This is a genomic window from Pseudomonas brassicacearum (assembly GCF_009601685.2).
GTDB lineage: Bacteria > Pseudomonadota > Gammaproteobacteria > Pseudomonadales > Pseudomonadaceae > Aquipseudomonas > Aquipseudomonas kilonensis_B.
The window spans coordinates 4,008,947-4,035,791 of record NZ_CP045701.2 but is presented as its reverse complement, the minus strand read 5'-3'; the positions used below and the strand labels follow the sequence as shown (position 1 = coordinate 4,035,791).

The following is a 26,845-nucleotide window of genomic DNA, read 5'->3' as shown; positions in this document are numbered from 1 at the left end:
AGGTTGAAGAGCGAAGGGGACGATTCATTTTTGTGTTCACATAAAAAAGGTGCTCACCCGAGCACCTTTCATGCGGATCGACAGCGAGACTGCAGGTCCTAATTCAGATCCTCAGGCTGCATTGTCAGGATGATTTTGCCGACATTCTCGCAAGACTCCATCCGCCGATGCGCATCGGCAGCACGTGAGAGTGGGAACGTGCTATCCACCACTGGTTCCAGGCTTTGCGCGCCATCGAAGCGATCGAGCCAATGCTCTCGGAAGCGCTTGATCATGTCGTGTTTCTCCGGCTGTGTGCGGGACTTCATGACCGTGCCGATGATTTGCAGATGACGATAGAGAATGTGCTCCAGCTCCACCGTCACCTTGCCGCCACCGCCGAGAATACCGACCTGCACCAGGCGGCCACCGTGAGCAAGAGAGGCGATATTGCGTGTGAAGTAAGGCTCGCCGACGAAGTCGATAACGACGTCAACTCCGCGACCCTTGGTTTTATCGGCAATGACTTTTGCGAAGTCCTGTGTCTTGTAGTCAATGGCAACATCGGCACCCAAGTGCTCCACACGCGATAACTTGCGGCCCTCGGTCGTCGCATACACCGTCGCGCCTGTGGCATATGCCAGTTGCACAGCGGCAGAGCCCACACCACCAGCCGCGGCATGAATCAGCACACAGTCGCCGCGCTTCAGTCGAGCCAGGTGCATCATCGCTTCATGGGCGGTGACGAACACTTCAGGAATTGCCGCTGCATGCACGTAGTCGAGTTGCGCAGGAATGGGCATGGCCATGCGGTAATCGATGCGTGCCAGTTCTGCATAGGCACCGCCTCCAACGACGCCCATCACGCGGTCTCCCACCTTGAACCCGATCACCTCGCTGCCTGTTTCGATCACTTCCCCGGCGATCTCCAGCCCCATGATCGGCGAGTCACCGAAATTCGGATGGCCATAGCCACCGGTTCGGTGGGTCAGGTCCGCCCGGTTCACGCCGGCTGCATACACACGCACCAGCAAATCGGTCGGGCGCACCTCAGGGTTGGCGGCGTCGGTGAGTTGCAGCACCTCTGCCGGGCCGAACGCTCTGATGTTGATGGCTTTCATCTTAGTTTTGCTCCAGTTTGGCAAGCGTGGCATTGGCAATGGCAGAGGCGGTGATGGCGCTAGGAAACCCCACATAAAACGCCAGGTGAGTTATCGCCGCCGCCAGTTCGTCATGGGTCACTCCGTTGCTGATCGCCCGCCGCAGGTGCGCGGGCAGCTCTTCGCAATGGCCACCGGCAATCAATGCGGCCACTGTGATCAGGCTGCGGTCGCGGGCGGCCAACGCCGGGTCGCTCCAGATCTGCGGATAAAGCGTTGAGTCGATGAACTGCGCCAGTTTTGGTGTGAATGCTCGGGCCGCTTCGCGGGGGCTGCTGAAATCGATATTCGACATGGAAAGTCTCCTTACACCTGGCTGATGAATTTGTGAGTGAGGTAGTGCTCGATACCTTCAATGCCGCCTTCCGAGCCGTGGCCGCTTTCCTTGATGCCACCAAACGGAAGCTCAGTGGCAACGATGCGGTACTGGTTGATCCCGATCATTCCAGCCTCCAGCCCATCGGCGACGTCGATTGCCGTACGGGCACTGGCGGTGAATGCATAAGCCGAGAGTCCGTAGGGCAAGCGGTTGGCTTCTTTCAGGCCATCGCTCAGGTCATCGAAGGGCATCAGCACCGCGATGGGCCCGAAGGGTTCTTCGTGCATGACACGTGCGTTCATGGGCACATCCGCCAGCACCGTGGGCTGGAAGAAAAAACCTTCCCCCGGGAGGGCTTCGCCGCCGACCAGTACCCGTGCGCCTTTCTCGACTGCATCGGCGACCAGTTGCTCCATCTTGGCCAACTGCCTGGCGTTGGCCAGCGGTCCGACCTGAGTCTGTGGATCCATGCCGTCGCCGATTACCAGGGCTTTGGTCGCCGCGACAAAACGATCGACAAACGCTTGATAAGCATCACGCTGGATGAGGAATCGGGTCGACGAGATGCAGACCTGGCCCGTCCCGCGAAAGCGGTTCGCGACACCTTCGACCGCTGCCTTTTCGATGTCTGCGTCTGCAAATACCAGCACCGGGCCATGGCCGCCCAGTTCAAGGGTGATGGGTTTGACGCCCTCGGCGGCGCGGGCCGACAGCAGCCGCCCGATGGGCACCGAACCGGTGAATGTCACCTTGCGAATGATCGGTGAGGCAATCAGTTGGCTGGAGACTTGATCCGGTACGCCGAAAATCACTTGCAGCACGCCTTTGGGCAAGCCTGCATCGTCCAGGGCGCGAGCCAGGGCCAGTGCTGTGGAGGGGCTTTCTTCTCCCGGCTTGAGTACCACGCTGCAACCTGCGGCCAAGGCTGCCGAGAGCTTGCGGGCAGGGGTGATGGCCGGGAAGTTCCACGGAGTGAAGGCAGCGACCGGGCCAATCGCCTGGCGTTTTACCAGTTGCAGTACACCGGGGCGGTTGGCCGGCACGACACGGCCATCGATACGGCGTGCGCTTTCGGCGAACCACTCGAAGTACTCCGCTGCGCGGACCACTTCATCCATGCTTTCGCTCAGCGGCTTGCCTTCTTCTAGCGTCATCTGCGCAGCAATGTGGGGGGCTCGTTCCAGGATCAGATCGGCGGCGCGCTTGAGGATTTTCGCGCGCTTGTCAGGAACTGTCCGGCGCCATTCTTCGAAGCTCAGTCGAGCCACTTCCAGGGCGCGATCGATATCGCCCGCGGTGGCGAGGGGAACTCGGCCGATTTCGCATCCGGTGGCGGGGTTGACGACTGCGGTGGTCGCGCGCCCTTGTGCGTCGATCCATTCACCACCGATGAAAAGATGAAGCTGATCGTAGGAATTGCTCATGATGTGGCCCTTGGGTTGGTTGTCAGGGGGGAGTACGGCGCCTTGTCGGCTGTGCCTTCGTGTGTACTCAGGCAGCCCGTGAAACCAAGTCTATGGAAGGTGAACCGTTTGATTTAGCCGGCCACAAGGGAATCATTGTTGTCCCCAGAGGTAATATCGAGCGCGGCAGGGGACGTGTAGCATCCGCCTTTATTCCGAGTGGGTTGCAGCTCTACAGGACGATCAGAATGGACAAGCTTTCAAATATGTCGGTGTACGTAAAAGTGGTTGAGATGGGCAGTTTCACGGCCGTGGCGAACCATCTGGACTCCACCGTCGGCAACGTCTCGCGCGCTGTTTCCGCACTTGAAAATGTGCTGGACGCCCGACTGTTGCAACGCTCCACCCGGCGTCTCTCGGTGACCGACGCCGGTCGCAGGTTTTACGAGCGATGCATCAAGATCCTGGCTGACCTTGAAAGCGCGGAAGCCGAAGCGAGCAACGCGGCGTTGAAGCCCAGGGGGACATTACGGGTGCACTGCGTACCTGGGCTTGCCCGGCAACTGGTGACCGGCGCGGTGCTGGCGTACCGTGAGGAATTTCCCGACGTGACCGTGGATTTGATGCTCTCCCAGCGCATGCCCAACCTGCTGGAGGACCAGTTGGATGTCTCCATCCTGATTGCACGCACGCTGCCGGATTCAGCCTATGTCAGTCAGAAGATCGGCGTCAGCCATTGTGTCCTGGTGGCCTCTGCAGAGTACCTGGCGCGACACGGCAACCCGGCGACGCCAGAGCAACTCTGCGAGCATCGATGCTTGCTGCTGGGGACGGTGGATTATGTGCGGGATGAGTGGCAGCTCAAGAGCCAGTCGGGTGACGCTACCTTTGTCCCTACGGGGCCAAGTTTCAGCGTAAATGACATGGACGCCATGGCGGTTGCTGTGCGGGAGGGGGCGGGGATCGGGTTGCTGGCCGGCTTTACCGCGATTGATGATCTGCGTTCCGGGAAGCTGGTGCGGGTGCTGCCTGATTACCATACGTACGAGCGGAACGTGTATGCCGTCTACACGTCTCGACAGTTTGTCGACGCAAAGATCACGCGCTTTATCGATACGTTAAAGGCTCGGGTGGGCGTTCAGCTGGCGAGCACCGCTCAAGCACTTATCCATTGAATGTGTTGATGGAACGGCGTCCTTGCGCCTCAGCGGATGGGGCGCTGCCAGGCGAGGACGCCGGGCGCTTGGCGATTGTGAGGGAAACTGCTCAAGGGTGATCGACAGCCCCCCTCACATCATCGTCACACCACTGCAGCTGCAATCGCTTTGGAACGCCAGGCAAAAGCCAACACCATCAGCAGCCCCAACCCCGCCATTGCCGCCCCGGCCAGGGAAATCGCCGGATAACCCAGCCCCGCATTTATCACCGCACCCCCGAGCGCCGCACCAATGGCGTTGCCGAGGTTGAAGGCGCCGATGTTCACCGCCGAGGCCAGGTTGGGCGCGTCCTTGGCCGCTTCCATGACGCGCATCTGCAGCGGCGGCACCAGGGCGAAGCTGGCGATACCCCATATCAGGATGGCCACGGCGGCCGGCAGCGGCCAACGCATCAGTACGGTGAACGCCAGCAAGACCAGAATCAGCACACTCAGCGAAATGATCAGGGTGCGGTCTATCGAGCGGTCAGCCGCCTTGCCGCCCCACATGTTGCCCAACGTCAACCCCACACCGAACAGCACCAGCATGGCAGTGACGTAGGCGGTGGACGCGTGGGTCTCGCTGCTGAGGATCGGCGCGATGTAGGTGAAGACGGTAAACATGGCACCCGAGCCGACGACGGTCAGGGCCAACGCCCCCAGCACCCGGCCACGGCCCAGTACCCGAATCTCAGCCAATACCCCGACGCTTTGCGGCGCCGGCAGGTTGGGCAGGGCAAACCACAACGCGGCCATGGTCACCACGCCGAGGCCGGTAATACCCCAGAATGCCGTGCGCCAGCCGAACAGTTCACCAAACCAGGCGGCCAGCGGCACACCGCCGATGGTCGCCAGGGTCAGGCCCATGAACATGGCCGCAACCGCCCCGGCACGTTTCTCTGGGGCGACCACGCTGGCGGCGACGATGGAACCAACGCCAAAGAACGCACCGTGGTTCAGTGAGGTCACCACCCTGGCGACCATGAGGCTGTAGTAATCGGTAGCCAAGGCTGACATCAAATTACCCAGGGTGAAAATCGCCATGAGCCCGATCAGCAGATAGCGCCGGGGAATCCTGCCGGTGGTCAGGGTCATCAGCGGCGCGCCGAGCAGTACGCCCAGCGCGTAAGCGCTGACCAACAGACCCGCAGCGGGAATGGAAACACCGAGATCCGCAGCGATGCCCGGCAACATGCCCATGGGGGCGAACTCGGTAACGCCGATGCCGAAGGCACCAATGGCGAGTGCGACAAGTGGTGGATTGATACGCATGGAAGGCTCCTCATCTATGCCGCCAATGCTACGATCCAACTTTTTCAGGCGGTAGATAGCATTTCTGGCAATCACCTTTGCGTAAGGAGCACAAATGGACTTCAACGGCAGGTCCGGTGAAATGAGCGTGTTCGCCACCGTGGCGCAAGAAGGCAGCCTTTCAGCCGCCGCGCGTGCATTGGGGCTGACACCCTCGGCGGTCAGCCGGATCATCGCGCGTACCGAACAACGCCTTGGCACCCGCCTGCTGCTGCGCACCACCCGAGCGATCACCTTCACCGCCGAGGGCGAGGCGTTCCTGCGCGGCGCCCGGCGTATTCTGGCCGACATGGCCGAGGTCGAAGAAGCCATTGCCGACCAGGGCGTGCCCAAGGGCCGCTTGCGCGTCAGCGCCGCCCTTGGCCATGGGCGGCTGGCCATCGTTCCCTTGGTGGCAGCCTTCAGCGCCCGCTACCCGAACATCGTCGTCGACCTCACCCTCGGCGACGAAGTGGTCGACATCCTCAGCGGCCAGGCCGACGTGGCGGTACGCTTTGGTCATCTACCCGACAGCCCACTGACCGCGCGCAGGATCGGCGACACCGGCCAGGTAGTGGTGGCCTCGCCCGACTATCTGCAGCGCCACGGCACTCCCCTGGAACCGGAAGACCTGCTCCGGCACAACTGCCTACGCTTCAACTTCCGGCGTGCCGAACCCAACTGGCCGTTCATCCGCGACGGACGAGCGTTTTCCCTGAAGGTCAGCGGCAACATCGAATGCAGCAGTGGTGAAGCGCTGGCACAACTGGCGCGAGTCGGTGCCGGCATTGCGCGTATCGGCGAGTTCACGGTGAGCGAGGACCTGCAGCGCGGCGATCTGGTACCGCTGCTGGAAGAATGGAACCCCGGTGATCGGGAACCGATTCATGCGGTGTTTGTAGGAGGGGCGGCAATGCCGGCGCGGGTAAGGTTGTTTGTGGATTTTTTGGTGGAGCGGCATCGGATGTGAGGGGGCAGTTGGTTCTTCTGGGGGATGTTGTTTGCGTTGAGCGGGTGGTGACCGAGATATCGTTGGGTGGGCTGTCGGTGGGTGGTTTGCATGATCGGAATAATTGGGAGCTATAGCCGAGATTGGTCGATGGCTATTTGTGAGGGGCCGATTACGGCCGATTCTGTTGAAAAAGTAGGTGGCAGTTTTTGAGGTATCAAAATACGCGTCGGAGATTGAAATCTTGAATCTCCGCAGAGTCTTTGCCTTTCAGGCTGAGATTTCACATAGAAACGTGCAAAAGACCATAAAGGCTTGGCATTCCGGGAAAGTCGACTTCAAGGTCGAGTACGACGGTTTCTGACCATCTAATGCCTTTTGACTCGCCATAGTTTTTTAAGACGAGGGGAATACCTCTGGCCAACCAAACTTTGGCGGTTAGCATGAGCCTGTGGGCCACAAGAGCATTTTGCTCTTGCACGTTCAGTTGCCGCTTTTTTAACAGACGGTCAATGTCCACTTCATCTCCCCTAAAATGGTCGCTTCCAGAATGGCGATGACCTGCCAAACGCGCAACGACTCAGGCGATTCCCATCTCCACGCTGCTACCCGGTCCGCGCGCGGCGTAGCGAGGTCCCAATGTCGTTACCGAAAGACGCCTTTCGCCCCAAAGCTTTCATCAAATTGAGGTGACGAAGCGCGTTTCGAGGCCCACGTTTACTGGCGGTAGCGCATTAATCAACACGACGGCATCGTCGCCCTGGTTAAGGTAAATCAAGAAGTCACCAGTCTCGAACGTAACTCTGAATCCGGCCAGCCAAGGCTCGTGTCCGCTGAAAGAATCAAGAATTCCCTCGACTGCGCAAATTTTTGTGTTCCCAAGGTGCGTTGCTGATAAACCTGCGAGCAGGTTTTCCCTTTTCCAAGAGCAGGTCGCGTTCGGCTCTATCTCGAAAGCCGTCGGCGTATCGGACGGCAACAAGTCCGCGCCTACTCTCTCGCCGTCACTCAAGAGATACATTGATAAAACTTCTCGCTCGCCAAAATGCCACTCTAGAGAACCTATGTCTCCCAGTTCTTTCTCGTCGTTGAAATAATACTGGTCGTGCAGCAGCTCGCTCAGGCGCTTTCCCAAAAGCGAGCGTGCGTTTTGAAGGTCTTGTACATCCCTTGCTGGGGACGGGGAGTAGCGGCCAGACATCGGGTATCTTCATACAGGTGGGAAGAGTGGCAGATACTACACAAACGCCATTACGTCTGCTTTTGGCCGATTCTGTTGAAAAAGTCGGTCTGCCCAAACTGCCTGATCATTGACTGGTGAAAACGCCTTTTTTGCACGCTGCTACGTGAAATCCGAGTCCGGAAGCCCCTGCCGAAAGTAAAGATTTCAATCTCGGACGCGTACTTTTCTGCCGTGGAAACCATGATCGACTTTTTCAACAGAATCGGCCAGGAGCGGACCATGGACACGCTGCTACACTCCCAGATGCGGCCAAAAGCCACGTCGCCTTTCCTCCTCGCCTCATGTCGTGGTTCTGGCGCGACACTAAAGCAAAACAGGGAGTTACGCATGAGCGTGGAACGCTATCAGACACAAACGATAGAAAGCATTACACCACTTATGTCGCCTACTTATAGATAGCAAATCTGCGCAAGTAAACACTGCAAGACTAGCAAGGATAAGGATAGACGTAACATGAAGCAACCGTCGCTCCGCCCATACTCAGCGTCTCGAATTGCTCAACCCTTTTGGTTTGTAGTCTCCGTCTATTTCGGCTTGATGATCGGCGAGACGACCAAAGAAGGACTTACAAAATCGGTGCTTTCCAACGAGATGGATCCAAGCAGGTTGTGGATTATAGTTCCAACTCTCATTTTTTACTTCTTCTCTGTCGCCGAGGCATACCTCTGGCTCAACCCTAGAGACGATGAAAAGATCAAAACTGAGGAAGCGGTGTTCCGCGGTCTCCATCTCCTAGTCTATCTCGTAGCGATCCTTGCCCAAGCCTTTCTGATGCGGGCATCGAATGATGTGAACTTGAAGAATGGGCAGGAGTTCGTTCTTTGGTCGCGAGCCTTCGCTGGGGTGCTAGTTATCTACGCTCTATATAACGTTGTGTGGATGGTGCGCCGCCTCCGTTGGGACTCATCACGCTGTCCGTCATGGCGCTTACTGATAATCTACGCTGGCCACTATCTTGGGTTTGGGCTAGTTTTTCTTGGTCTAGCCAGGTTCATTGAAAGGCATCCATCCCAAAATTCGCATTGCTTTGGCCTTGCTACAGCCTTTTTGTTTGCTTGTTATCTCGTTACCTATCTAATCATCTGGTGGAAGCGCTGGCATAAAGATGCCATTTCCGCAGCAGGTGGACCCTTGTACTGAGCGAGCAAAAAGGAATCTTGAACCAACTAACCGGAGCACCTAACAACCGCATGGAGGGCGACGCGGTAAACCGAGCGCCTCATGCGGGGCGTAAATGTCCGCTGTGTGTCGATTCTGTTGAAAAAGTCGATCATGGTTTCCACGGCAGAAAAGTACGCGTCCGAGATTGAAATCTTTACTTTTGGCAGAGGTTTCCAGACGCAGATTTCACGCAGCAGCGTGCAAAAATGGCGTTCTCACTAGGCAATGGCCAAGCAGTTTTGGATAACCGACTTTTTCAACAGTATCTGTCGGAAGCGGTCAGTCGTGACGGGCAGAAACCGGCCCAGAGTGTGTAAAAAAGCTTCGCTAAAATTGAAGTGTGCGCGTCTACGTTAAATCTGAAATTTTCGGCACGTCAGCAGATGTGGATTTCGCGTAGAAACGCGATTTCCAGTCCGATTTTGAGTACCTGACGCGCTCAAAAACGTTTTTACACAGCTTCGGCCAAAAGCGGCCGCAATAGTGATGAGTAATGCAAGCCGCTTTGCGATAAGGCATGTTGACACTACTCTTAACCGCTAGGCGCTCATGGGAGCGAATTGCAGCCCAGCAAGCAAGGGATGACATGACGATATCGAATTTAGAAAAGTACCGGGACGATCTGGACAAACTGCTCCGGGAGGGGGCTAGCGCAAGCATCTCGCTTTATAAAATGGCTTACGGCAAGGAGTATCGCGACGCCGTCTTACGCCAGCACAAGGGAGAGAAAAAGGCCAATGAAGAGATCGAAAGCGTGCAACCTTTCGAGAAGATTTATCATCACTGGTATTCGGAAGCTTTGCCACTTGTGAAGCAGCTTTTACCCGATCGACTCGCGGATTTTATTCGTCTTTATGAACGACCCAAGACCCGGAAGGAGATAACCCACGCCTCGTATCGAGGACGCATGCCAGGGGCTGTCAGGTACGCGGGGCGGTATGGTGACGGTGGATCCCAAGACTGCAATCAATCTGTTAGAGCAACAGATCGCGATAGTAGAAGCCATCAAGCGTCGCTTCGAGAGTTCGCTATTTGATATCAAGCAGCTCGTACAAGCCGACCTCTTCGACTCCGAGCTTGATACCGCCAAGGGCTTACTGAAGGCTGGATTCGCTCGCGCCGCAGGTGCCGTGGCCGGCGTTGTCCTGGAAGGACACCTGAAGCAGGTATGTGACAATCACAGCTTACCGAAAAAATCCGGCACCATCGCGGTTCTCAACGACGCCCTCAAGGGGGCCGACGTCATCGGACTGCCTCAACATCGGCACATCCAGTTCCTTGGTGATGTCCGAAATAAGTGCGGTCACAAGAACGCAACGGATCCCACTGCCGACGAGGTAACTGACCTAATCAATGGCGTAGACAAGGTCATCAAGACCATCTTCTGATTACTTGTACCCAGCCTGGGCCACCTCCAACTTAACCTCATCGGTCCCGTCTCAGGCCGATTAGCTGGATTCCGAGTGCCTACGGAAAGGCTTTCGCTCTATGGCGGCTATCAACCTAGTGGGTCTTTCTTGAGCGGCAGCCATGGGTCTGGCAGCGGACTGTCACGACCGGCAGCAAGCGGCCAGGAGCAGCCAGTGGACAAAGACCTCCACAGGGAGTTAGCGTCACCCTTTAACTAAGAGGTTGCTACATGGAAGTTATTGCCGATTACTCAAACGAACACCATCGAATTCCTGTCATGGCGTTATGGGAAACCGTTTTCGGTTACGAAACCGCGCACAACACGCCGAGCCTTGCTATCGATAGGAAACTGGCCGTCAAGGACGGCCTCTTTTTTGTCGCGCTGTCCGGAAATGAAGTAGTCGGCACCGTTCTCGCGGGATATGACGGTCATCGTGGCTGGTTATATTCAGTTGCTGTGCACCCTGCACATCGCCGAAAGGGTTTGGGCGCACAACTCGTTAATCATGCTGAGCGCGCCTTGACCTTGCGCGGCTGCATGAAAATCAATCTGCAAATCGTCAGCACCAATGAAAGCGTAAAAACCTTCTACGAATCTCTTGGCTATTCGACCGAACCGCGCATCAGCATGGGGAAAAAGATCGATTCGAATATCGCAACACTAGGGCGGTAGTTTAGAGAGAGTCCGCTGGCTGGTTGCTGACTATCACGAAGGGCAGCAGCCGGCCAAAAGCGGGCGCTTGCTTGGGCTTGCGCCTTGCCAGGCTGATATGCAAGAAATCCTAAATTTGAGCGAACTGCATATACCGGATGCGGATTCAGTAATGGCGCAATACAATCACCATCAACATTGCAAGCACAAGGAGATGAGCCTTGCACATTTTGATCAATCGCGCCGCTTTACTCCGGGCCGAACTGCATCGCCCCCCGGCTTTCAACCTGTTCACCTTACTGCGCAGTGGCTCGGATGAAGTGCGCCTGCACTCTCGCTACTTGGCCTTCTTGCTCAACCCCCAAGGCGCTCATGCGGCCGGTGGCAAACTGCTGCAGTTACTGCTAGACGTATTGAATATCGAGGGTTTCGACTGCCGCGACGTCACGGTGGAGGTTGAGTACCGCAACGTCGATATCCTGATCCGTAACGCCAAACGGCAAGCGATCATCATCGAAAACAAGCTCTACGCCGAGGACCAGGAGGCTCAGTTATTTCGCTATCTGGAGACCCTTCAGGGCGAGGGCTACCAGACCTATCCGCCGGTCTACCTTACCTTGGATGGCCGCGATGCTGATCCCCGCAGCTGTCTGGGCATCGATTACCAACGTATCAGCTACGCCGCCGACATCCTGCCATGGCTGGAGCAATGCCAACCGTGGGTGATCCGCGAAGCTGCCGTGCGTGAAAGCCTGCTGCAATACATCGATCTCATCGCAAAATTGACCTTCCAGAACCAAGGACATGCCTACATGGACGCTATCAAGCAGACGTTACGTCAGGGCAACAACCTGCTCGTGGTTCGGGACTTGCAAAAAGCCTACATCGAGACCTTGAAAGACCTGCAACTGGAACTCTGGCAAGCGGTTGCGCAATGTATAGAGGTTAAATATCCCGATTTGCCAAAACCTTTTAACGCGCCGACGGCGGCGATGATCGACCGCTACTACAGCGCGGTCCGGGATAACCGCCATTTTGGCCTTTTTTACGAGCTCGGCTCTGTATCAGGGGCGGTTTACATCGAACTCAATCACCGCTTTTACTGCGGTTATTACTGTGATGCCGAGTCCCATCCGCATGATTACAGCCGCCTGGATGCACTGACGGCGCTGTTAGAAAACAACGGAGTGAGTAGCAATGGTTTGCTATGGCGCTACACCACTGAACTCAACATGAAAAATCCCAGCGATGAGCATTTGATGGTACTGACCAACCCTGAAAAGAGAGCGCGCATGGCGGAACGCATGGCTGACGATTTATACGACCTCTGGTCGAGTGTTAGTAGGTTGTGCGACGTGCAGAGTCGTGATTGATCGAATGAATCTACCCCTGCTTTGTAGAAATTCGATGGACCAGTTTTGGCCGCTTTCTGCAAGGCAGGATCTTTAAACTAGATGGTCAGATCTGGTGCGTGATGCAGATACACATCTTTGACTACGTAAAACGGGCGCTCTCAGGCGCCCGTCGTTCCGTCAGCTTTCAACCTGCGCCTGAAGCCGCCGACCAATCACCTCCAGCAAATCGCACCCATCCCGCAACGGAATCACCAAAAGCTGTGCAAAGTCCGAAAGCACCACCGTATCGCTGGTGATCTCAGAGCGAAACGCAATGTTCTCCAACACCTGAGTCACCACACGGATGCGGTAATCAGCTGTGGCGTGTAGTACGTCAAGCGGCGCTTGGGTGTCGATGAGCAGGGAAGCGGGAGTACAGTCGATGCCGGTGATGGGTGTGTATCTTTGCATGGGATTGCTCCAATTAATTTAAAGGGCTGATCCGATACGCAGGTCGCCAAACCTGATCACCCTATTCGGCGATGGGATGACTATAGGTTTCACCAGATTGGACGGGCAAGACACCTGCTTCCGAGAGCCTTGTAGGAATCGAGACAGTTTTTTGCCAGAGATAACCGGGCAGACAGAGGCGCAGTCAAACCTGATCGACACTGGACAGTTACCCAGCGGGGATCTACCGTCGCGAGCGGTCTGGAGTCATCGAGCCAGGTGATTTGATTAATAAAGGAGAGTGGGCATGGAGAAATGGACGCTGCACTGGCTGGAGGCCTCGGGGAGTCTTGCCGAGCTTCGCCGAGAGCTGGTTGACGAGTTTGACGCCGCTTACGAGGCTATTGCTCGCCTGATGCCCCCACCGCGACTCGATGTCCTGATTCAGAGGCTACCGGGCGAAACCATTCCGGAAATGGGCCTGGTAGGACGGGCGTATCGCAGTTCCATGTTCACCATGACCCTTGATCCCGACAATCCGAATTTCTTTTCCAGCCTACGCACCGGCGCACTGCGTCGGCATGTTGTTCATGAGGTTCACCATTGCCTGCGCATGGGCGGCCCTGGTTATGGCTGGACGTTAGGCGAGGCGTTGGTCAGCGAAGGGCTTGCCGGTCAGTTTGTTCGGCATGTGCTTGGTACTGATCCGGAGCCTTGGGAGCATGCCATCGCATCTGCCGATCTTTTAGGCTCACCGGTTGGACTGCAAATTCTCGAGTCGAGGTATTACGATCACAACGAGTGGTTCTTTGGTTTTGGCGACAAACCCAAATGGCTCGGTTACTCGTTGGGCTATCAAATGGTCGGACGTTGGCTTGCATCGAGGGGTGAAACCGATATTTCAACCTGGGTCAACGCGCCTGCAGCAGACATCATGGCCAACGCGCTGGAGGAAGGTTTGGTATTGGCCGAGCCCTGAACTCCTGCCGCAACCTTTCAATTACCTGGCTGATAGAAGGCCCTTGGATCGCCGGCGGCGTAGGGCTCTCGCCAAACTCACGCCAGATGAACAACGTCAGCTCGGCGCCGTCGGTCAATGTCTGAGTGTTTTCTTGAGCCCCAAAGGTTTCCAGCAACCTGTACCGCGCATCTTTCCAGAACAGTGCCTCGACCCAGTCGTACACCGGGATGAAATGGAAGTGGATGGGGTAGCGGGGATCGTGGCCGAAGCGGCTGATGTACAGCCATTTGGGGTTCAGTTGTGTTTCAAGAACGCTCTGGATGTTTGCCATCAGGCCTCCCAGCTCTGCGAGTGCGGGTTCGGGCAATTGGGCCAGTGAATTTACGTGATGCTTGGAGCCGAGCATGAGGTAGCCGGGCAGGGCGGATGCCAGGTGGTGGTTGACTATCCAGTGGGTGGTTTCGTGGAGGATGAAGTGTGGTGCTAATTTCAAAGCTGACTCCCTGTTAATTTGAAATTTTCGTTTATCAGGATGATCGGGTATTGGGTCTGCTTCGCAGCCCAGCGGGGATAAATCCCCTCGCCACGGGGGAGAGAGCTGCAACTAGCCTTCGAACTCCGTTTGCAGCATCGTCAAAAACGCCTCCCTGGCAGGATGTCTCCCAGCGTTTTCATGCCAGTAAAAAAGGTTATCGATGCCCGTCAGCTCGGGAAACTCATACCCTGTCCAACCAGCGCCCTGGCGGTATTGCTCATAGATCCCCCGGGGCACCAGCGAGACGCCTGCACCCGCGCTGACACAGCCAACGATGGCGCCATAACTGGCAATGCTGGTGATCGGTTGCACTTGGTCATGACGCAGTAGCCACTGCTCCAGCGCCAAGCGGTACGGACAGCCCGTGGGCCACATGAAGATCGCCTTGCCTTGCAGATCGGCGGCGCTGTGCAGCGGGCCGTGGGACTCGGAGGCGATGAGCACCAGGTCTTCGCGGTACATCACGGCTCGCTTGAGGCCGGGCCGTTCGATGTCCACCGCTACGATCACGCCATCGAGCCGGTGATGCTGGATATCGTCCAGCAACTGCGCCCAGGTGCCGGTGCTCAGTTCCAGTGACACTTGCGGATACTGCGCGTGGTATTTGGCGAGCAACTGAGGCAGGCGCCCGGTGGCGCTGGACTCGATTGCGCCTATGCGCAGTGGGCCGCTCGGTGCGCGGGTGGGGGCGACTGCGCGGCGGGCTTCTTCCGTCAGGCTCAGTATTTTTGTCGCGTACTCCAGAAACACTTCGCCTGCCGGGCTGACCTGCAGCCCGCGACCTTCGCGAAAAAACAGCGGCGTGCCGAGCTCTCGTTCCAGGGACTTGAGGCGCGCGGTGATGTTGGACGGCACACAGTGCAGCACTTCGGCGGCGCGGGCGATGCTGCCGGTGTCGCAGACTGTCTTGAGCATGCGCAGTTGGGACAGTTCCATAGCTCACCAAAAGTGAATGATAGGCTGAGTTTAAGTCACTTGTGCTGAGGTGGGGTGGTTTCGATACTTCGAGGCAAATCGGCCAGTGAGCAGGAACTCTAGATGGAAACGCGTTTTGTGCTGGTTGAGGGTTCCTCCGGCAAAACCGGTGTGAAGGTTATCCTGGCGACGCTGTTGGTGATTGTTTGCTGGGCTTATTCGCCGATTGGTATTCGTATTGGTTTGCAGGCTTACGAGCCGGGTCAATTGGCGTTGATGCGGTTTCTCATCGCTTCGGTGTTCATGGCTCTTGTGGCGATGGTGAAGGGTCTTTCTTCGCCGCGTTTCAGGGATTTGCCGTTGCTGGCGGTGTTGGGTTTTTTTGCCGTCAGCCTGCACCACATCGCCCTCAATTACGGTCAGCGAGGCGTCAGCGCCGGGGCGGCCAGTGTGCTGGCTCAGTCCACGCCGTTGTTCAGCACGTTACTGGCGCATTTTGTCTTCAAGGACAGGGTCAGTGGTTGGCAGTGGGGGTGTGTGCTGTGCGGCTTGCTTGGCGCAGGCGTGGTGGTCGCGGGGGATCGTGGCTTGGGTGATATGGACGCCCATGGGCTATTGATCCTGTTGGCGGCGCTGTCCTGGAGTTTGTATTTCGCTTTGCTAAAGCGCCATGCCCATCGTTATGACGGTTTGACCCTGGTTTGCTACACCGTTTGGTCGGGCACGATTCTGTTGTTCATTTTTGCGCCGGGGATGTTGAGCGCGGCGCGACAGGCTTCGGCTTCGGTGAATCTGGCGGTGTTGATTCTGGGTATTTTTCCCAGCGCGTTGGCGTACCTTGCTTGGGCTTACGTGCTGGCGCACAGCAACGTGAGCCGCGCTTCCATGGCGCTTTACCTGATACCGCCCACGGCGATGTTGATGGCTTCTTTGGTGCTGGCTGAGCGCCCGTCAGCGATGGTTATTGTTGGGGCGGTGATTGTGTTGATGAGCGTGCTGGCGTTGAAGCTTGAGCCGGGAAGTGGGGCAAAAGTCGGTTGATTCTGTCGTGGGTGTAGGCAATTCCACGCAAGAGCGTGGGAACGATCAATAAATCCGCGACGAGTCCTGTGCTGGCCTGCAGGAGGTTCGTCTGATCCGCACTTTCCTGCCTCAGGTGCCTCTGTAATGAACCCGGGTCCCACCCCAGAATAACCACGCGGGTAGCCTCGGGCGGCCGGTGTACTGCAATTTCTTGATTCAGGGGTGCTCATGACGAAGATGGCGATTTTTTTAGGTGGGTTTTTGGCGCTGACCCTGTTGATCGGCGTACTGGCGACGATTTCGCCGGTATAGGCCAAGGTCGTTGGCGCTTTCTCCTGGCGACGACATAACGATTTCATTGAACACTGCGGTGCTCATAACGACTAACCCCCAACAGGCCACTTGATTTGCGCAATGGATCAAGCGGTGTTTTACCTTGCGTGATGCTATGACTCATGCGCCGCCGCAAGACTTCAAGGGGTAAGCAATGATTGAGGGTTTTGAGGGATTTTTCGAAGGGTACACGGTGCTCGGTATTTCGTTGGCTAGCTGGATCTTTGCATTCAGCGCTGCTGTGCTCAGCTACGTGCTTGCAAGAACCGCGATCCGCTTTGTTTTCAAGAGAATCCAGGCAAGGGCGAGGGCGGGCGATGGTCACCTTGGCTACATTGCCAGCCAAGTGCTGTCGGCAACCAGCAACACGCTGCTGTTATTGGCGTCGATTCTGGTCGGGATAGGCATACTTGATTTGCCTGAGCGCTGGCTCAGTCGTGTCAGCAGCCTTTGGTTCGTGGTGGTCGCGTTGCAGGTCGGCTTATGGACGAACCGAGCATTGGCGCTTTTGCTGCATCGCTATTTCTCTGTCCATGGTGCGAATGGGACATTCCAGGCAAGTGCCTTGGCGACCCTGAGTCTCTGGGGCGCAAGGGTGCTCCTCTGGGCGGTGATTTTACTCGCGATGCTGTCCAACGTTGGCGTTAACATCACGGCCTTCGTGGCGAGCCTCGGCGTGGGTGGTATTGCCGTGGCACTGGCGGTGCAGAATATTCTTGGCGATGTGTTCGCCTCGCTGGCGATTGCCGTTGACAAGCCATTCGAGGTGGGCGATTTCATCGTGGTGGGTTCGCTTGCCGGTACGGTGGAGCACGTTGGCCTGAAGACGACCCGCATACGAAGTCTGGGGGGCGAACAAATTGTCATGGCGAACGCCGATATGATCGGCAGCACGATCCAGAACTACAAACGGCTGCATGAGCGACGGATTGTCTTCGAGTTTCGCCTGACTTATGACTGTTCAACCGAACAGATCAGGCAGATCACGCAGCGGGTTGAAGCAATCATCAGGAGTGAAGAGCAGGCCCGGTTCGATCGGTGTCATTTCAGAAGTTTTGGCCAGAGCGCCCTTGAGTTCGAGACGGTGTATATCGTCCTGGACGCCAGTTATAACGTCTACATGGACGTCCAGCAGAGTATCAATCTGAAGATCATGGAAGCGGTTGCCGAGCTGGACACGAAATTTGCTTTCCCGTCACAGACCCTCCATATCGCTTCATTGCCCGACTCCGTGGCACTGCGCCCGGTCACTCAGCATTCGTCGCGTGCCGGGCATGCTTGAGATCGCTGCCGATGCTTGGGGCGCCTGCGATCTTTGGTTTTTTCGTGTAGGACTCGAAAGATCGCAGCCTCCAAAAGATCGCAGCCTCGCTTCGCTCGACAGCTCCTACGGGGCTTAGGGGCTGTTATCGATGCAAGATGACCTGCGCAATCTCCTGCAACCCCATCACCCGTTGTGCGGCGTTGAGTTTGATCGCTTCCTTGGGCATGCCGAAGACCACGCAGCTGGCTTCGTCCTGGGCCACGGTGGTGCTGCCGGCGTCGAGCATTTCCTTCAGGCCGCGGGCACCGTCGTCGCCCATGCCGGTCATGATGATGCCGGTGGCGTTGCGGCCGGCGAATTTGGCGACTGAGCGAAACAACACATCCACCGAAGGGCGATGGCGGTTGACCAGCGGGCCGTCCACCACCTGCACGTGATAGAACGCGCCGCTGCGGGTCACCATCATGTGTTTGCCGCCCGGTGCAATGAGCGCCAGGCCGGGGTGGATGCGGTCATTGTTGCGGGCCTCGCGCACTTCGATCTGGCACAGGCTGTTGAGCCGGGCGGCAAACGAGGCGGTGAATTTTTCCGGCATGTGCTGGACGATGACGATGCCCGGGCACACTCGCGGCAGGGCGGTGAGCACCGCTTCCAGGGCCTGGGTGCCGCCGGTGGAGGTGCCCAGGGCGACGATGCGTTCGGTGGTCTGCGCCATGGCGTGGCCGTTGGCGGCGGGCAGCATGGCGTCGGCGGTGAGTTTGGTCGCGGGTGTCAGCGCGATCGGGGCGGGACGCTTGCCCAGGTTGCGCACGTTGACCTGGGCGGCGGCACGGATCGCCGACACCAGCTCCGGGGCCGACTCCAACAGAAAGTTCTTCAGGCCGGTGGTGGGTTTGGTGATGATTTCCACCGCGCCAGCGGCCATCGCCTGCAAGGTGGTTTCCGCGCCCCGGGGCGTCAGGGACGAGCAGATCACCACCGGCGTGGGGCGCTCGCTCATGATTTTTTTCAGGAAGGTGATGCCGTCCATGCGCGGCATTTCCACGTCCAGCACGATCACGTCGGGCCATTGCTTGGCCAGTTTGTCCATGGCGAAAATCGGGTCGGCCGCCGCGCCCATGACGTGGATGTCCGGTGTGTCGCTGAGGATCGCCAGCAATACCTGGCGAACCACGGCGGAGTCATCCACCAGCAGTACATTGATCTTTTTTGACATGGTCAGTGCCGGGTCCTTAGAGGTTGGTGCCGGACCCACACATCGCCGCTGCAAAGGTCGAAGATGATGCTGCGATGGCCAGTGCTGCCCATGTCCTGGGCAATCAGGTCGAGGCGATAGAGGGCGGCCATTTCCAGCGCGGCGTTGACGTTCAGCCGCGCCACATCGCCGTAGGGCACGTGGCGTTGCAGCTCGGGGAACATCTCGCCGCCGCCGAACAGCTTGAGTTGGTAGTCCTCGGGTTCGGTGCGATGGACCCGGGCCTGGCGGATGAACAGTTCGATGGCTTCGTCGGCATAGAGGCCGTTCAGTGCGGTGGAGCAGCGCACCCGGCTGGGCAACATGAAGTGGCACATGGCGCCGATCCTGCGTTCCGGGTGCCACAGCGTGATCGCCACGCAGGAGCCGAGGATCGTGCGCAGGCGGGTCGGGCAGGTGGCGAAGCGAAACTCACCTGGCGCCAGGTACACCTCGGCCACTTCCTTGATGGCGGCGTTCATGGTTTGCGGTAGATCGATGGCGCCACCAGTTTCAACGCATCGGACACGCCGTTGAGGCTTTCCGAGTGGCTGACGATGAAGTACCCGCCGGGCTTGAGCCGGGGTAGCAAGCGGGCAACCACTTTGCTTTTGGTGGGTTGGTCGAAATAGATCATGACGTTGCGCAGGAAAATCACATCGAACTCCCCCAGGTCCGGCAGGGTATCGTTGAGGTTGACCTGGATGAAGTTGACCCGGTTGCGCAATGCCCGGTCGATAAGAAACGTGCCTTGCTGGCTGCCGGTGCCCTTGAGGCAATACTTCACCAGCAGCGGATGGGGCAGGGTGCGGGCGCGTTCCATCGGGTAATGCCCAGCGCGCGCCTTGGCCAGCACCTGGCTGCTGATGTCCGAACCGATGACTTCCCAAGGCGTGGTGCCCAGCCCTTCGGCCAGGGTCATGGCCAGGCTGTAGGGTTCTTCCCCCGATGAGCTGGCCGCGCTCCACAAGCGGAAGGTCTTGCCCGGTGTCGCGTGGGGCAATACGTGCTGGCGCAGGAAATCGAAATGCTTGGGCTCGCGAAAAAAGTAGGTCTCGTTGGTCGTCAGCAAGTCCAGCGCCACCTGCAACTCATCGGTGCGCTGGCCGTTCATGATCAGTTTGAAATACTCGCCGTAACTGTCCAGCCCATAGTGCTTGAGGCGCTTGAACAGGCGCCCGGCCACCAGGGCTTTCTTGGCCTCGGACAGGCTGATGCCGGCGGCCTGGTACAGCCAGGACTGGAACTGGCCGAACTCCCGGTCAGTGAGCGCCTGCGCGTTCAGCGTGCGTTTCTTGCAGGTATCGGCGTTCACTGGGCATCCACTTCCAGCGCGCTCGGGCTGGCTTCGGCGAGTTGGGACATTTCGTCGATGGACAGCACGCGGTCCACCTCCAGCACGATGACGAACTTGCCATCGACCTTGGCCATGCCACTGATGAAATCGGCGCGGATCTTCGCACCGAAGCTCGGTGGCGGCTCGATCTGCGAGGCCGGGATTTCCAGCACCGCCGACACCGTGTCCACCAACAGGCCAATGTCCTGGGCCTGGCCGTCGGCGCTGGCTGCCTCGATGATCACCACGCAGCTGCGACGGCTGATCGCCGAATTCGGCCGGCCGAAACGGGCCGACAGGTCCACCACCGGCACGACCGCGCCGCGCAGGTTGATTACCCCGCGCACGAAGGCCGGCATCATCGGCACCACGGTCAGGTTGCCGTATTCGATGATTTCCTTGATGCACAGGATGCCGATGGCAAACATCTCCGTGCCGAGCATAAACGTCAGGTATTGCGCTTCTTCCTCGACCGCGAGGGTGGTTTGACGTGTGGTCGCGATGGCGCCCATGCCTTGATCTCCTTTTAGCGAGCCTGTGTTGACGGGCCGTCAGAACCGGGTGAATTCGGATTCGTCCGGCGCGCTGGCCATGTTGTAGGCAAACGCCTTGGGCATGACCGGTGCCGGTGCCCGCGCCGGTTTGCGGCCGGATGAGCCCGGGGTGTTATCAACCCTGGTAATTTGCACAGCGGACTTGGCCGGCGAGTCGAGGGTGAAGAAGCTCATGGCCTGTTGCAGTTGCTCGGCCTGGCTGCTCATTTCCTCGGCGGTGGCGGCCAGTTCTTCGCTGCTGGAGGCGTTTTGCTGGGTCACCTGGTTGAGCTGGGTCATGGCGGTGTTGATCTGCGCCACACCGGCGGCCTGTTCTTCGGAGGCGGCGCTGATTTCCTGCACCAGGTCCGAGGTCTTGTTGATCGACGGGACCATCTCGTTGAGCAGGCTCCCGGCCTTTTCCGCCATATCGACGCTGCTGGACGACAGCTCGCCGATTTCCTGGGCGGCCACCTGGCTGCGTTCGGCCAGCTTGCGCACTTCGGCGGCCACCACCGCGAAACCTTTGCCGTGTTCACCGGCGCGGGCGGCTTCGATGGCGGCGTTAAGCGCCAGCAGGTTGGTCTGGTAGGCGATGTCGTCGATGATGCTGATGCGCTGGGCGATTTTCTTCATCGCCACCACGGTCTGCTGCACCGATTCGCCGCCGTCGGTGGCTTCCTTGGCGGCCTTGCTGGCCATGCCATCGGTGACCTTGGCGTTCTCGGTGTTCTGGTTGATGCTGGCGCTCATCTGCTCGATGGAGGCACTGGTTTCCTCGACGCTGGCCGCCTGTTCGCTGGTGGCCTGGCTCATCGATTGCGCGGTGGCGCTGACTTCTTCGGAGGCGCTGGCCAGGTTGTCGGCGGCGTTACGCACTTCGCCGATGATGTGCGAGAGCTTGCCGACCATGTTCTGCATGGCGTTGAGCACCATGCCGGTTTCGTCCTTGGAGCCGCTCTCGATTTTCGCGTTCAGGTTGCCTTCGGCCAATTGTTCGGCGACGGCGGCGGCCTGTTTCAAGGGGCGAGAGATAATCCGCGAGATGAACAAGGCCAGGCCCAGGCCCACCAGCAGGGCGGCAACCAATACGGCGATGATCGACAGGCGCGCATTCTCATACAGTTCCGTGCCATGGGCACTGGCCACGTCGGCCCCGGCGGCATTGATTTCGACGAGTTTCTGCAGGTCGGCGGCTACCAGGTCGAATTGACGCCTGGATTCGCCCTTGAGCAGTGCATGGGCTTGCTCGGACAGGTTCTGTCGGGAAAGTGCAAGCAGGTCTTTGCTTACCGCCAGGTAAGCGACCCAATCATTGCGAGTGGTTTCGAACAGCTGGCGATCTTCTGCGCTGGAGAGCAGTTTTTCATAGGTCGCCAGGCGCGTTTCAAAACCCTTCCTGGCTTCTTCCGCTTCTTGCTCGATAGTGACGCGCTCCTGTTCGGAGTCGGCGGTGATGTGGCGGTTTTCCTTGAGGCGATAGTTCGCCCCGTAGAAACGCATGCCTGAGGCGGCACGCATGGACGGCATCCAGTTTTCCCGGATATCGATGGTGGTGCCGTTCACCTGGCCCAGTTGGATGATCGAGAACACACCCATGACGGCTGTCAGCGCCAGCACCACAAGAAATGAAGTGATCAGTTTGGTGGCGATTCTAAGATCGTAGAACCATTTCATTGGGAAGTACCTCTCCATGGAATTGCTAAAGCGTCAGCGAGCGTTGGCTTGTTGTAGTTGAGTCGATGTGTAGCGGTTTTCCACTTGGGCGATCTGGGTAAGCAGCGCCGGTACGTCGAGAATCAACGCCACGGCGCCACTGCCCAGGATGGTCGAGCCACTGATGCCGCGAAGGGCACCAAACAGCTTGCCCAGCGGTTTGATCACGGTCTGGAATTCACCCAGCAAGTCATCCACCACCAGCCCGGCCTTGAGTTCGGCGAAGCGCACCACCACCACGTTCTGCCGGCGCGCGGCCGGGCCTTCGTGGCTGAAGTGATCGCGCAGGTAGACCAGCGGCAGCACCTCGCCGCGCAGGTCGAGGTAGCCTTGGTCGCGGCTGGTGAGTCCGTCGTCTTCGCTCAGTTCGATGCATTCCTGGACCATGTCCAGCGGAATGACATAGGTCGACTGACCGATGCCCACCAAAAAACCATTGATGATCGCCAGGGTCAGCGGCAGGCGGATACGCACCACGGTGCCCTTGCCGGGTTGGCTGTCCAGGTCGACGGTGCCGCGCAGCAGGGTGATGTTGCGCTTGACCACGTCCATGCCCACGCCACGCCCCGAAAGGTTGGTCACGGCCTGGGCGGTGGAGAAGCCAGGTTCGAAGATCAGGTTGTAGATTTCCTGGTCGGTCGGGCTCGCGCCGGGCGTCACCAGGCCACGTTCCTGGGCTTTTTCCAGGATCCGGTCGCGGTTCAGGCCGGCGCCGTCGTCGGCGATTTCCAGCACGATGCTGCCCGAGTCGTGATAGGCGTTGAGGTGCAGGTGCCCCTTGGCCGGTTTGCCGGCCGCCAGCCGCGCCTCGGCGGTTTCAATGCCGTGGTCCATGGCGTTGCGCAGCAGATGCATGAGCGGATCGCCGATTTTTTCCACCACGGTCTTGTCCAGCTCGGTCTCCGCACCGCTGATGATCAGGTCGATGTCCTTGCCCAATTCCTGGCTGACATCGCGCACCACGCGACGGAAGCGGTTGAAGGTTTCGCCGATGGGGATCATGCGCAAGCGCAGGGCGCCGTCGAGGATTTCCTCCACCAGTGACGACACCGTCGAGGTGGATTCCTGCAACGGATCGTTGTTGCAGGTGCGGGCGAGCAGGCTGGCGCCGGCGCTGGCGATGACCAGTTCGCCCACCAGGTTGATCAGTTCGTCGAGCTTGTCGGCATTGACCCGCACGTAGGTGCCGTCCTTGGCCTTGCTGTCGCTGGTCACCGTCTGTTTGTCGCTGGCGATCTGGGCGGGCATGCGCGGCGTCTTGCGCTGGTCGGACAACAACTCGCCGGTGGCGACCAACGCGGTGCTTTCCTCGGCCTGTTCCGGCGCCGTGGCAACCAGGTCGGTGTTGGCCGGGGGCGCAATGTCGTCATCCTGGGCAACGATCTCGATCTCGCAGTCTTCCCGGACGAAATCGAACACTTCGTTGATCGCCCCGTGGCTGGCGGCCGAGCGAAACGCGATGTCGAAGCCCAGGTAGCAGGATTCGGCGTCCCAGGCATCGGCGGCGGGCAGGGCGTCGGTCAAGGTGGTGAGGTCGACGATTTCACCCAGGGTTTGCAGATAGCGCAGGAACGACAGCGGGTCCATGCCGTTGCGGAACACGTCCTGGCCGAAGCGCAGGGAGATGTGCCAGAGGCGCGTTTCGCCGGGTTCGCTGGTTTTGGTTTCAGGGGTTGGCGTCGGGTCCGCGGTCGGCGAGGGCGCCTGGTACTCCTGCAGGATCTGGCACAGCTCCACTTCCCGCTGCAGGGCCGGTGGTGGCAGCGATCCGCCCTGGTTGGCGGCCACATTGATCAGTTCCAGCATGTGATCGCTGGACTTGAGCAGCACCGCGATCAGGCCGGCGTCCACTTCGACGCTGCCGTTGCGCAGGCGGTCGAGCACGTCTTCGACGATGTGGGTGAAGCTGACGATCGGTTCCAGGCCGAACAGCCCGGCCGAGCCCTTGATCGTGTGGGCTGCCCGGAAGATCGCGCCGATGGCGTCATCGTCGCCGGGGTCGGTTTCCAGTTGCAGCAGCGACTCTTCCATCGCTTGCAACTGTTCCCGTGCCTCGACGATGAAAGTCTGTTGTGCCTGATCGAGATTGATGCTCACGCTCATATCCTTTGTCGTGGTCCGACGTATTGCTAGGCAACCAGGTTGCACAGGGCAAGTGTTTGCGTGACGGCCTTGCTTTGGCCGATCAGTGTCAATTGGGTCCCGGCCTTGGCGGCCTCGCGTTGCACCATCAGCAACAGTTGCAGGCCGGCGCCGTCCATCTCGGTGATCTGTGACAGGTCAAGGGCCATCCGCGGTGTTGCACCCAGGTGCGGCAACCATTGCGCGGCCAGGTCGGCGGCGGTGTAGATCGTCAGCTCGCCGTCGATGTGCACCTGGGCGGTGTCATCGTGTGTTTCGTATTGCAACGGCATGGGAGCCTCCGGCCATCAAGGAAGAATCAGCTTGGATACCGCCGCCAGCATTTGCGCCGGCTGGAACGGCTTGACCACCCAAGCCTTGGCCCCGGCGGCCTGGCCTTCCTGTTTCTTCGATTCCTGGGATTCGGTGGTGAGCATGATGATCGGCGTGAACTTGTAGCTGGCCAGCTTCTTGACCTCCTTGACGAAGGTGATGCCGTCCATGTTGGGCATGTTCACGTCACTGATGATCAGGTGCACTTTCTGGCCATTGAGCTTGCCCAGCGCGTCCTTGCCGTCGCTGGCTTCGATCACGTCATAGCCGGCACTTTTCAACGCGATGCCGACCACCTGCCGAACGCTCGCGGAGTCGTCGACAACCAATACACTTTTAGCCATGAATGGCGCTCCTAAAAGAAGGTAATTTCCTGTGAAGTCTGTTGCGCGCCCGAGTCGCCGTGGTGATTGCGGCGTTGCTCGTCGGTGGCGTAAGTGGTTTCCATGCGCGCCAGCCATTGGCGGGCGTCGATGGAAACAGCCTGTTCGGGCGACTGACTGGCCTGCTGCATGTGCACATGCAGGTCCTCGATGTTGTCGCGCACGTGGCTGAGGATCTGGCTGACCCGATCCTGGAATTGCAGGCTGACCAGCACCTCGGTGAGTTCATCGCGAATACCGAAGCTCTCGCGCTGCAGCATGTCGGCCGAGTCGGCCAAGCGGCCGGTGACACTCTTGAAGCGCTCCAGCACTTGCTGGATGCTTTGTTCGGAGGCACTGACCGAATGGCTGTCCTGGTCCGCGCCGCTGGACGCGGCCTGCACCAGTTGGGTGATGGCGGTGTTGATGATGTCGACCTTGGCCGACATCTGCTGGCCGGTTTCGCTGGACTTGCTCGAGAGACTGCGCACGGCGTCGGCCACCACGGCAAACCCGCGCCCGGCTTCGCCGGCACGGGCGGCTTCGATGGCGGCGTTGAGGGCCAGCAGGTTGGTTTGCGCGGCAATCGCCGCGACATCGGCGGCCATGGTCCGCAGCTCGCCAGTATAGGCCGTCAGGTTGCGCACCTGGGCCAGGGTTTGATCGCGGCTGGCCTGGGTGGCTTTGAGGGAATCGATGACCTTGACCAGTTCGCCTTCGCTCTGGGCCAGCACCTGCACGGCGCCGCCACTGCTGCTGCCGGCCAACTCACCGGCGGCCAGTTGCGAGGCTTGCACGGTTTCTTCCAGGCGCGAAGAAATGCCGGTGAAGCGGCTGGTCAGCGAGACGATTGCGGTTTCGGTCTGCTGCCGGGAGCTTTCGACCTGCTTGGCCCAGATCGGCATGGCTCCGAGGATGACTTCATTGAGTTGCCCGCTGGTTTTATGAACCAGGTGCTCGGCGGCTTGCAGGTCGTGGCGGGTCATGGCAGCGGCGATGGCACTGTCGAACTGCCGACGTTGCGAGCGCGCACCCCATACGCCAGCACCGAGGCCAACGGCCAGGATTGCCACGCTCAAGCCAATGTTTTGCCCATTCGCGCCGTTGAGCGCCAGCACGCCAATGCTCGCGGCAATGGCCACCAGCACGGCACTCCAGAGAATGCGTGGTTGTGTTTGGGAAAGGGAATGACCGTGAGAATACGACGTCATGGTTCGGTCCTTGAACAGTGTTGCTAACAGGTTATTTGCCAATAACTGGTTATCTGCGACCCCTACTCGGACTTTAAGACCGGCTGTCCGATTCCGGCATAGGCATTGACCTGCACAGTTAGTGGCACTGTGCTATTTCAGGTTAGACGCTGTCTGTGAAATGTCGAATGCACCCGACGAAGGTATAAGCCACAACATAGAACCCCTGTGGCGAGGGGATTTATCCCCGCTGGGCGTGAAGCGCCCTAAAAGCCCACACCTCGGTCCATCGGCCGATCATATGCACAGATCTTGGGGCTGCTTCGCAACCCAGCGGGGATAAATCCCCTCGCCACAAGAGTGTTCTCCAGTTGATTCTTCTGAAACGAGTTGTATGGATTGCGCTAAATTACCGTCACCCGGATTTTCGAACCTGCCATCAGA

Annotated in this window: 26 protein-coding genes and 1 pseudogene; 9 read left to right on the top strand and 18 right to left on the bottom strand. The window is 58.7% G+C overall.

The features are described from left to right. Window positions 1–98 precede the first annotated feature (98 nt). The 3 genes from GFU70_RS16965 to GFU70_RS16955 are packed head-to-tail and all read right to left on the bottom strand — an operon-like array spanning window position 99 to window position 2,882. Window positions 99–1,100 (bottom strand): NAD(P)H-quinone oxidoreductase, encoded by a 1,002-nt coding sequence (locus tag GFU70_RS16965; protein WP_058544755.1) that lies wholly within the window; start codon window positions 1,098–1,100, stop codon window positions 99–101. A 1-nt stretch (window position 1,101) separates the two neighbouring features. Next, complete coding sequence (locus GFU70_RS16960) at window positions 1,102–1,434, bottom strand: carboxymuconolactone decarboxylase family protein (protein ID WP_153388462.1); 333 nt, start codon at window positions 1,432–1,434, stop codon at window positions 1,102–1,104. Window positions 1,435–1,445: 11 nt separating this feature from the next. Continuing rightward, window positions 1,446–2,882: an NAD-dependent succinate-semialdehyde dehydrogenase gene (locus GFU70_RS16955; protein ID WP_153388461.1), complete on the bottom strand. Its 1,437-nt coding sequence runs from the start codon at window positions 2,880–2,882 to the stop codon at window positions 1,446–1,448. Window positions 2,883–3,109: 227 nt separating this feature from the next. Here GFU70_RS16955 and GFU70_RS16950 point away from each other — a divergent pair, with 227 nt between their 5' ends. Continuing rightward, entirely contained in the window at window positions 3,110–4,036 is a 927-nt protein-coding gene (locus GFU70_RS16950; protein ID WP_058544776.1) for a LysR family transcriptional regulator, read from the top strand. A 125-nt stretch (window positions 4,037–4,161) separates the two neighbouring features. Here the strand turns inward: GFU70_RS16950 and GFU70_RS16945 are convergent, their stop codons facing one another. Continuing rightward, window positions 4,162–5,328, bottom strand: coding sequence for an MFS transporter (locus GFU70_RS16945; RefSeq protein WP_153388460.1), 1,167 nt, complete (start codon window positions 5,326–5,328; stop codon window positions 4,162–4,164). Window positions 5,329–5,422: 94 nt separating this feature from the next. Here GFU70_RS16945 and GFU70_RS16940 point away from each other — a divergent pair, with 94 nt between their 5' ends. Then, complete coding sequence (locus GFU70_RS16940) at window positions 5,423–6,316, top strand: LysR substrate-binding domain-containing protein (protein WP_153388459.1); 894 nt, start codon at window positions 5,423–5,425, stop codon at window positions 6,314–6,316. A gap of 262 nt (window positions 6,317–6,578) precedes the next feature. On the opposite strand, the gene GFU70_RS16935 is transcribed toward GFU70_RS16940, so the two are convergent. Then, window positions 6,579–6,815 carry a hypothetical protein gene (locus tag GFU70_RS16935; RefSeq protein WP_193034252.1) on the bottom strand — a complete coding sequence of 79 codons (237 nt, stop codon included), beginning with the start codon at window positions 6,813–6,815 and terminating at the stop codon, window positions 6,579–6,581. A gap of 159 nt (window positions 6,816–6,974) precedes the next feature. After that, the gene (locus GFU70_RS16930; protein ID WP_116641936.1) at window positions 6,975–7,496 is read right to left on the bottom strand and encodes a hypothetical protein; all 522 of its coding nucleotides are present in this window, start codon (window positions 7,494–7,496) and stop codon (window positions 6,975–6,977) included. Window positions 7,497–7,991: 495 nt separating this feature from the next. Between GFU70_RS16930 and GFU70_RS16925 the strand changes: the two genes are divergently transcribed. From GFU70_RS16925 to GFU70_RS16910, 4 genes are all read left to right on the top strand, one after another. Continuing rightward, window positions 7,992–8,678, top strand: a complete 687-nt coding sequence (locus GFU70_RS16925; RefSeq protein ID WP_116641938.1) for a hypothetical protein — start codon at window positions 7,992–7,994, stop codon at window positions 8,676–8,678. 959 nt (window positions 8,679–9,637) lie between these two features. Then, window positions 9,638–10,087, top strand: a complete 450-nt coding sequence (locus tag GFU70_RS28775; protein WP_208866111.1) for a hypothetical protein — start codon at window positions 9,638–9,640, stop codon at window positions 10,085–10,087. A 251-nt stretch (window positions 10,088–10,338) separates the two neighbouring features. Continuing rightward, a complete protein-coding gene (locus tag GFU70_RS16915; protein ID WP_116641940.1) occupies window positions 10,339–10,782 on the top strand; it encodes a GNAT family acetyltransferase in 444 nt (147 codons plus the stop codon). Window positions 10,783–10,982: 200 nt separating this feature from the next. Beyond that, a complete protein-coding gene (locus GFU70_RS16910) occupies window positions 10,983–12,134 on the top strand; it encodes a PD-(D/E)XK nuclease family protein (protein ID WP_153388458.1) in 1,152 nt (383 codons plus the stop codon). Between the two features lie 159 nt (window positions 12,135–12,293). Here the strand turns inward: GFU70_RS16910 and GFU70_RS16905 are convergent, their stop codons facing one another. After that, on the bottom strand, window positions 12,294–12,566 hold the full coding sequence (locus GFU70_RS16905) for a hypothetical protein (RefSeq protein WP_018601122.1): 273 nt from the start codon (window positions 12,564–12,566) through the stop codon (window positions 12,294–12,296). Between the two features lie 286 nt (window positions 12,567–12,852). On the opposite strand from GFU70_RS16905, the gene GFU70_RS16900 reads away from it, so the two are divergent. Beyond that, window positions 12,853–13,524, top strand: a complete 672-nt coding sequence (locus GFU70_RS16900; protein WP_153388457.1) for a DUF2268 domain-containing putative Zn-dependent protease — start codon at window positions 12,853–12,855, stop codon at window positions 13,522–13,524. Here GFU70_RS16900 and GFU70_RS16895 read toward each other — a convergent pair. Both GFU70_RS16895 and GFU70_RS16890 read right to left on the bottom strand, forming a co-directional pair. Beyond that, entirely contained in the window at window positions 13,478–13,999 is a 522-nt protein-coding gene (locus GFU70_RS16895) for an HIT family protein (protein ID WP_153388456.1), read from the bottom strand. The genes GFU70_RS16900 and GFU70_RS16895 overlap by 47 nt on opposite strands. A gap of 111 nt (window positions 14,000–14,110) precedes the next feature. Next, window positions 14,111–14,977: a LysR family transcriptional regulator gene (locus tag GFU70_RS16890; RefSeq protein WP_153388455.1), complete on the bottom strand. Its 867-nt coding sequence runs from the start codon at window positions 14,975–14,977 to the stop codon at window positions 14,111–14,113. A gap of 102 nt (window positions 14,978–15,079) precedes the next feature. On the opposite strand from GFU70_RS16890, the gene GFU70_RS16885 reads away from it, so the two are divergent. Then, window positions 15,080–15,997: a DMT family transporter gene (locus tag GFU70_RS16885; RefSeq protein WP_153388454.1), complete on the top strand. Its 918-nt coding sequence runs from the start codon at window positions 15,080–15,082 to the stop codon at window positions 15,995–15,997. 469 nt (window positions 15,998–16,466) lie between these two features. After that, complete coding sequence (locus tag GFU70_RS16880) at window positions 16,467–17,594, top strand: mechanosensitive ion channel family protein (protein ID WP_058545922.1); 1,128 nt, start codon at window positions 16,467–16,469, stop codon at window positions 17,592–17,594. A 124-nt stretch (window positions 17,595–17,718) separates the two neighbouring features. Here the strand turns inward: GFU70_RS16880 and GFU70_RS16875 are convergent, their stop codons facing one another. The 9 genes and pseudogenes from GFU70_RS16875 to GFU70_RS16835 all read right to left on the bottom strand — a co-directional run. Further along, complete coding sequence (locus GFU70_RS16875; RefSeq protein WP_058545923.1) at window positions 17,719–18,792, bottom strand: protein-glutamate methylesterase/protein-glutamine glutaminase; 1,074 nt, start codon at window positions 18,790–18,792, stop codon at window positions 17,719–17,721. A 2-nt stretch (window positions 18,793–18,794) separates the two neighbouring features. After that, window positions 18,795–19,292, bottom strand: coding sequence for a chemoreceptor glutamine deamidase CheD (cheD, locus tag GFU70_RS16870; protein ID WP_153388453.1), 498 nt, complete (start codon window positions 19,290–19,292; stop codon window positions 18,795–18,797). Then, window positions 19,289–20,125, bottom strand: a complete 837-nt coding sequence (locus GFU70_RS16865; protein WP_193034251.1) for a CheR family methyltransferase — start codon at window positions 20,123–20,125, stop codon at window positions 19,289–19,291. Before GFU70_RS16865 ends, cheD begins: the two co-directional genes overlap by 4 nt. Next, a complete protein-coding gene (locus GFU70_RS16860; RefSeq protein WP_116641954.1) occupies window positions 20,122–20,658 on the bottom strand; it encodes a chemotaxis protein CheW in 537 nt (178 codons plus the stop codon). The genes GFU70_RS16865 and GFU70_RS16860 overlap by 4 nt, the downstream gene beginning before the upstream one ends. Window positions 20,659–20,697: 39 nt before the next feature. Beyond that, window positions 20,698–22,356 carry a methyl-accepting chemotaxis protein gene (locus GFU70_RS16855; RefSeq protein WP_153388452.1) on the bottom strand — a complete coding sequence of 553 codons (1,659 nt, stop codon included), beginning with the start codon at window positions 22,354–22,356 and terminating at the stop codon, window positions 20,698–20,700. 33 nt (window positions 22,357–22,389) lie between these two features. Next, on the bottom strand, window positions 22,390–24,492 hold the full coding sequence (locus tag GFU70_RS16850; RefSeq protein WP_153388451.1) for a chemotaxis protein CheA: 2,103 nt from the start codon (window positions 24,490–24,492) through the stop codon (window positions 22,390–22,392). 32 nt (window positions 24,493–24,524) lie between these two features. Beyond that, on the bottom strand, window positions 24,525–24,809 hold the full coding sequence (locus tag GFU70_RS16845; protein WP_058545928.1) for a lipid asymmetry maintenance protein MlaB: 285 nt from the start codon (window positions 24,807–24,809) through the stop codon (window positions 24,525–24,527). Window positions 24,810–24,824: 15 nt separating this feature from the next. Then, complete coding sequence (locus tag GFU70_RS16840; RefSeq protein ID WP_003203044.1) at window positions 24,825–25,193, bottom strand: response regulator; 369 nt, start codon at window positions 25,191–25,193, stop codon at window positions 24,825–24,827. Window positions 25,194–25,204: 11 nt separating this feature from the next. Beyond that, a pseudogene (locus GFU70_RS16835) lies at window positions 25,205–26,143 on the bottom strand (methyl-accepting chemotaxis protein); the annotation flags it as partial. Window positions 26,144–26,845 lie beyond the last annotated feature (702 nt).

Coding starts and splice junctions, on each gene's coding strand:
- GFU70_RS16965 (WP_058544755.1), bottom strand. CDS start 1,100: ATGAAAGCCATCAACATCAGAGCGTTCGGCCCGGCAGAGGTGCTGCAA.
- GFU70_RS16960 (WP_153388462.1), bottom strand. CDS start 1,434: ATGTCGAATATCGATTTCAGCAGCCCCCGCGAAGCGGCCCGAGCATTC.
- GFU70_RS16955 (WP_153388461.1), bottom strand. CDS start 2,882: ATGAGCAATTCCTACGATCAGCTTCATCTTTTCATCGGTGGTGAATGG.
- GFU70_RS16950 (WP_058544776.1), top strand. CDS start 3,110: ATGGACAAGCTTTCAAATATGTCGGTGTACGTAAAAGTGGTTGAGATG.
- GFU70_RS16945 (WP_153388460.1), bottom strand. CDS start 5,328: ATGCGTATCAATCCACCACTTGTCGCACTCGCCATTGGTGCCTTCGGC.
- GFU70_RS16940 (WP_153388459.1), top strand. CDS start 5,423: ATGGACTTCAACGGCAGGTCCGGTGAAATGAGCGTGTTCGCCACCGTG.
- GFU70_RS16930 (WP_116641936.1), bottom strand. CDS start 7,496: ATGTCTGGCCGCTACTCCCCGTCCCCAGCAAGGGATGTACAAGACCTT.
- GFU70_RS16925 (WP_116641938.1), top strand. CDS start 7,992: ATGAAGCAACCGTCGCTCCGCCCATACTCAGCGTCTCGAATTGCTCAA.
- GFU70_RS28775 (WP_208866111.1), top strand. CDS start 9,638: ATGGTGACGGTGGATCCCAAGACTGCAATCAATCTGTTAGAGCAACAG.
- GFU70_RS16915 (WP_116641940.1), top strand. CDS start 10,339: ATGGAAGTTATTGCCGATTACTCAAACGAACACCATCGAATTCCTGTC.
- GFU70_RS16905 (WP_018601122.1), bottom strand. CDS start 12,566: ATGCAAAGATACACACCCATCACCGGCATCGACTGTACTCCCGCTTCC.
- GFU70_RS16900 (WP_153388457.1), top strand. CDS start 12,853: ATGGAGAAATGGACGCTGCACTGGCTGGAGGCCTCGGGGAGTCTTGCC.
- GFU70_RS16890 (WP_153388455.1), bottom strand. CDS start 14,977: ATGGAACTGTCCCAACTGCGCATGCTCAAGACAGTCTGCGACACCGGC.
- GFU70_RS16885 (WP_153388454.1), top strand. CDS start 15,080: ATGGAAACGCGTTTTGTGCTGGTTGAGGGTTCCTCCGGCAAAACCGGT.
- GFU70_RS16880 (WP_058545922.1), top strand. CDS start 16,467: ATGATTGAGGGTTTTGAGGGATTTTTCGAAGGGTACACGGTGCTCGGT.
- GFU70_RS16875 (WP_058545923.1), bottom strand. CDS start 18,792: ATGTCAAAAAAGATCAATGTACTGCTGGTGGATGACTCCGCCGTGGTT.
- cheD (WP_153388453.1), bottom strand. CDS start 19,292: ATGAACGCCGCCATCAAGGAAGTGGCCGAGGTGTACCTGGCGCCAGGT.
- GFU70_RS16860 (WP_116641954.1), bottom strand. CDS start 20,658: ATGGGCGCCATCGCGACCACACGTCAAACCACCCTCGCGGTCGAGGAA.
- GFU70_RS16855 (WP_153388452.1), bottom strand. CDS start 22,356: ATGAAATGGTTCTACGATCTTAGAATCGCCACCAAACTGATCACTTCA.
- GFU70_RS16845 (WP_058545928.1), bottom strand. CDS start 24,809: ATGCCGTTGCAATACGAAACACACGATGACACCGCCCAGGTGCACATC.
- GFU70_RS16840 (WP_003203044.1), bottom strand. CDS start 25,193: ATGGCTAAAAGTGTATTGGTTGTCGACGACTCCGCGAGCGTTCGGCAG.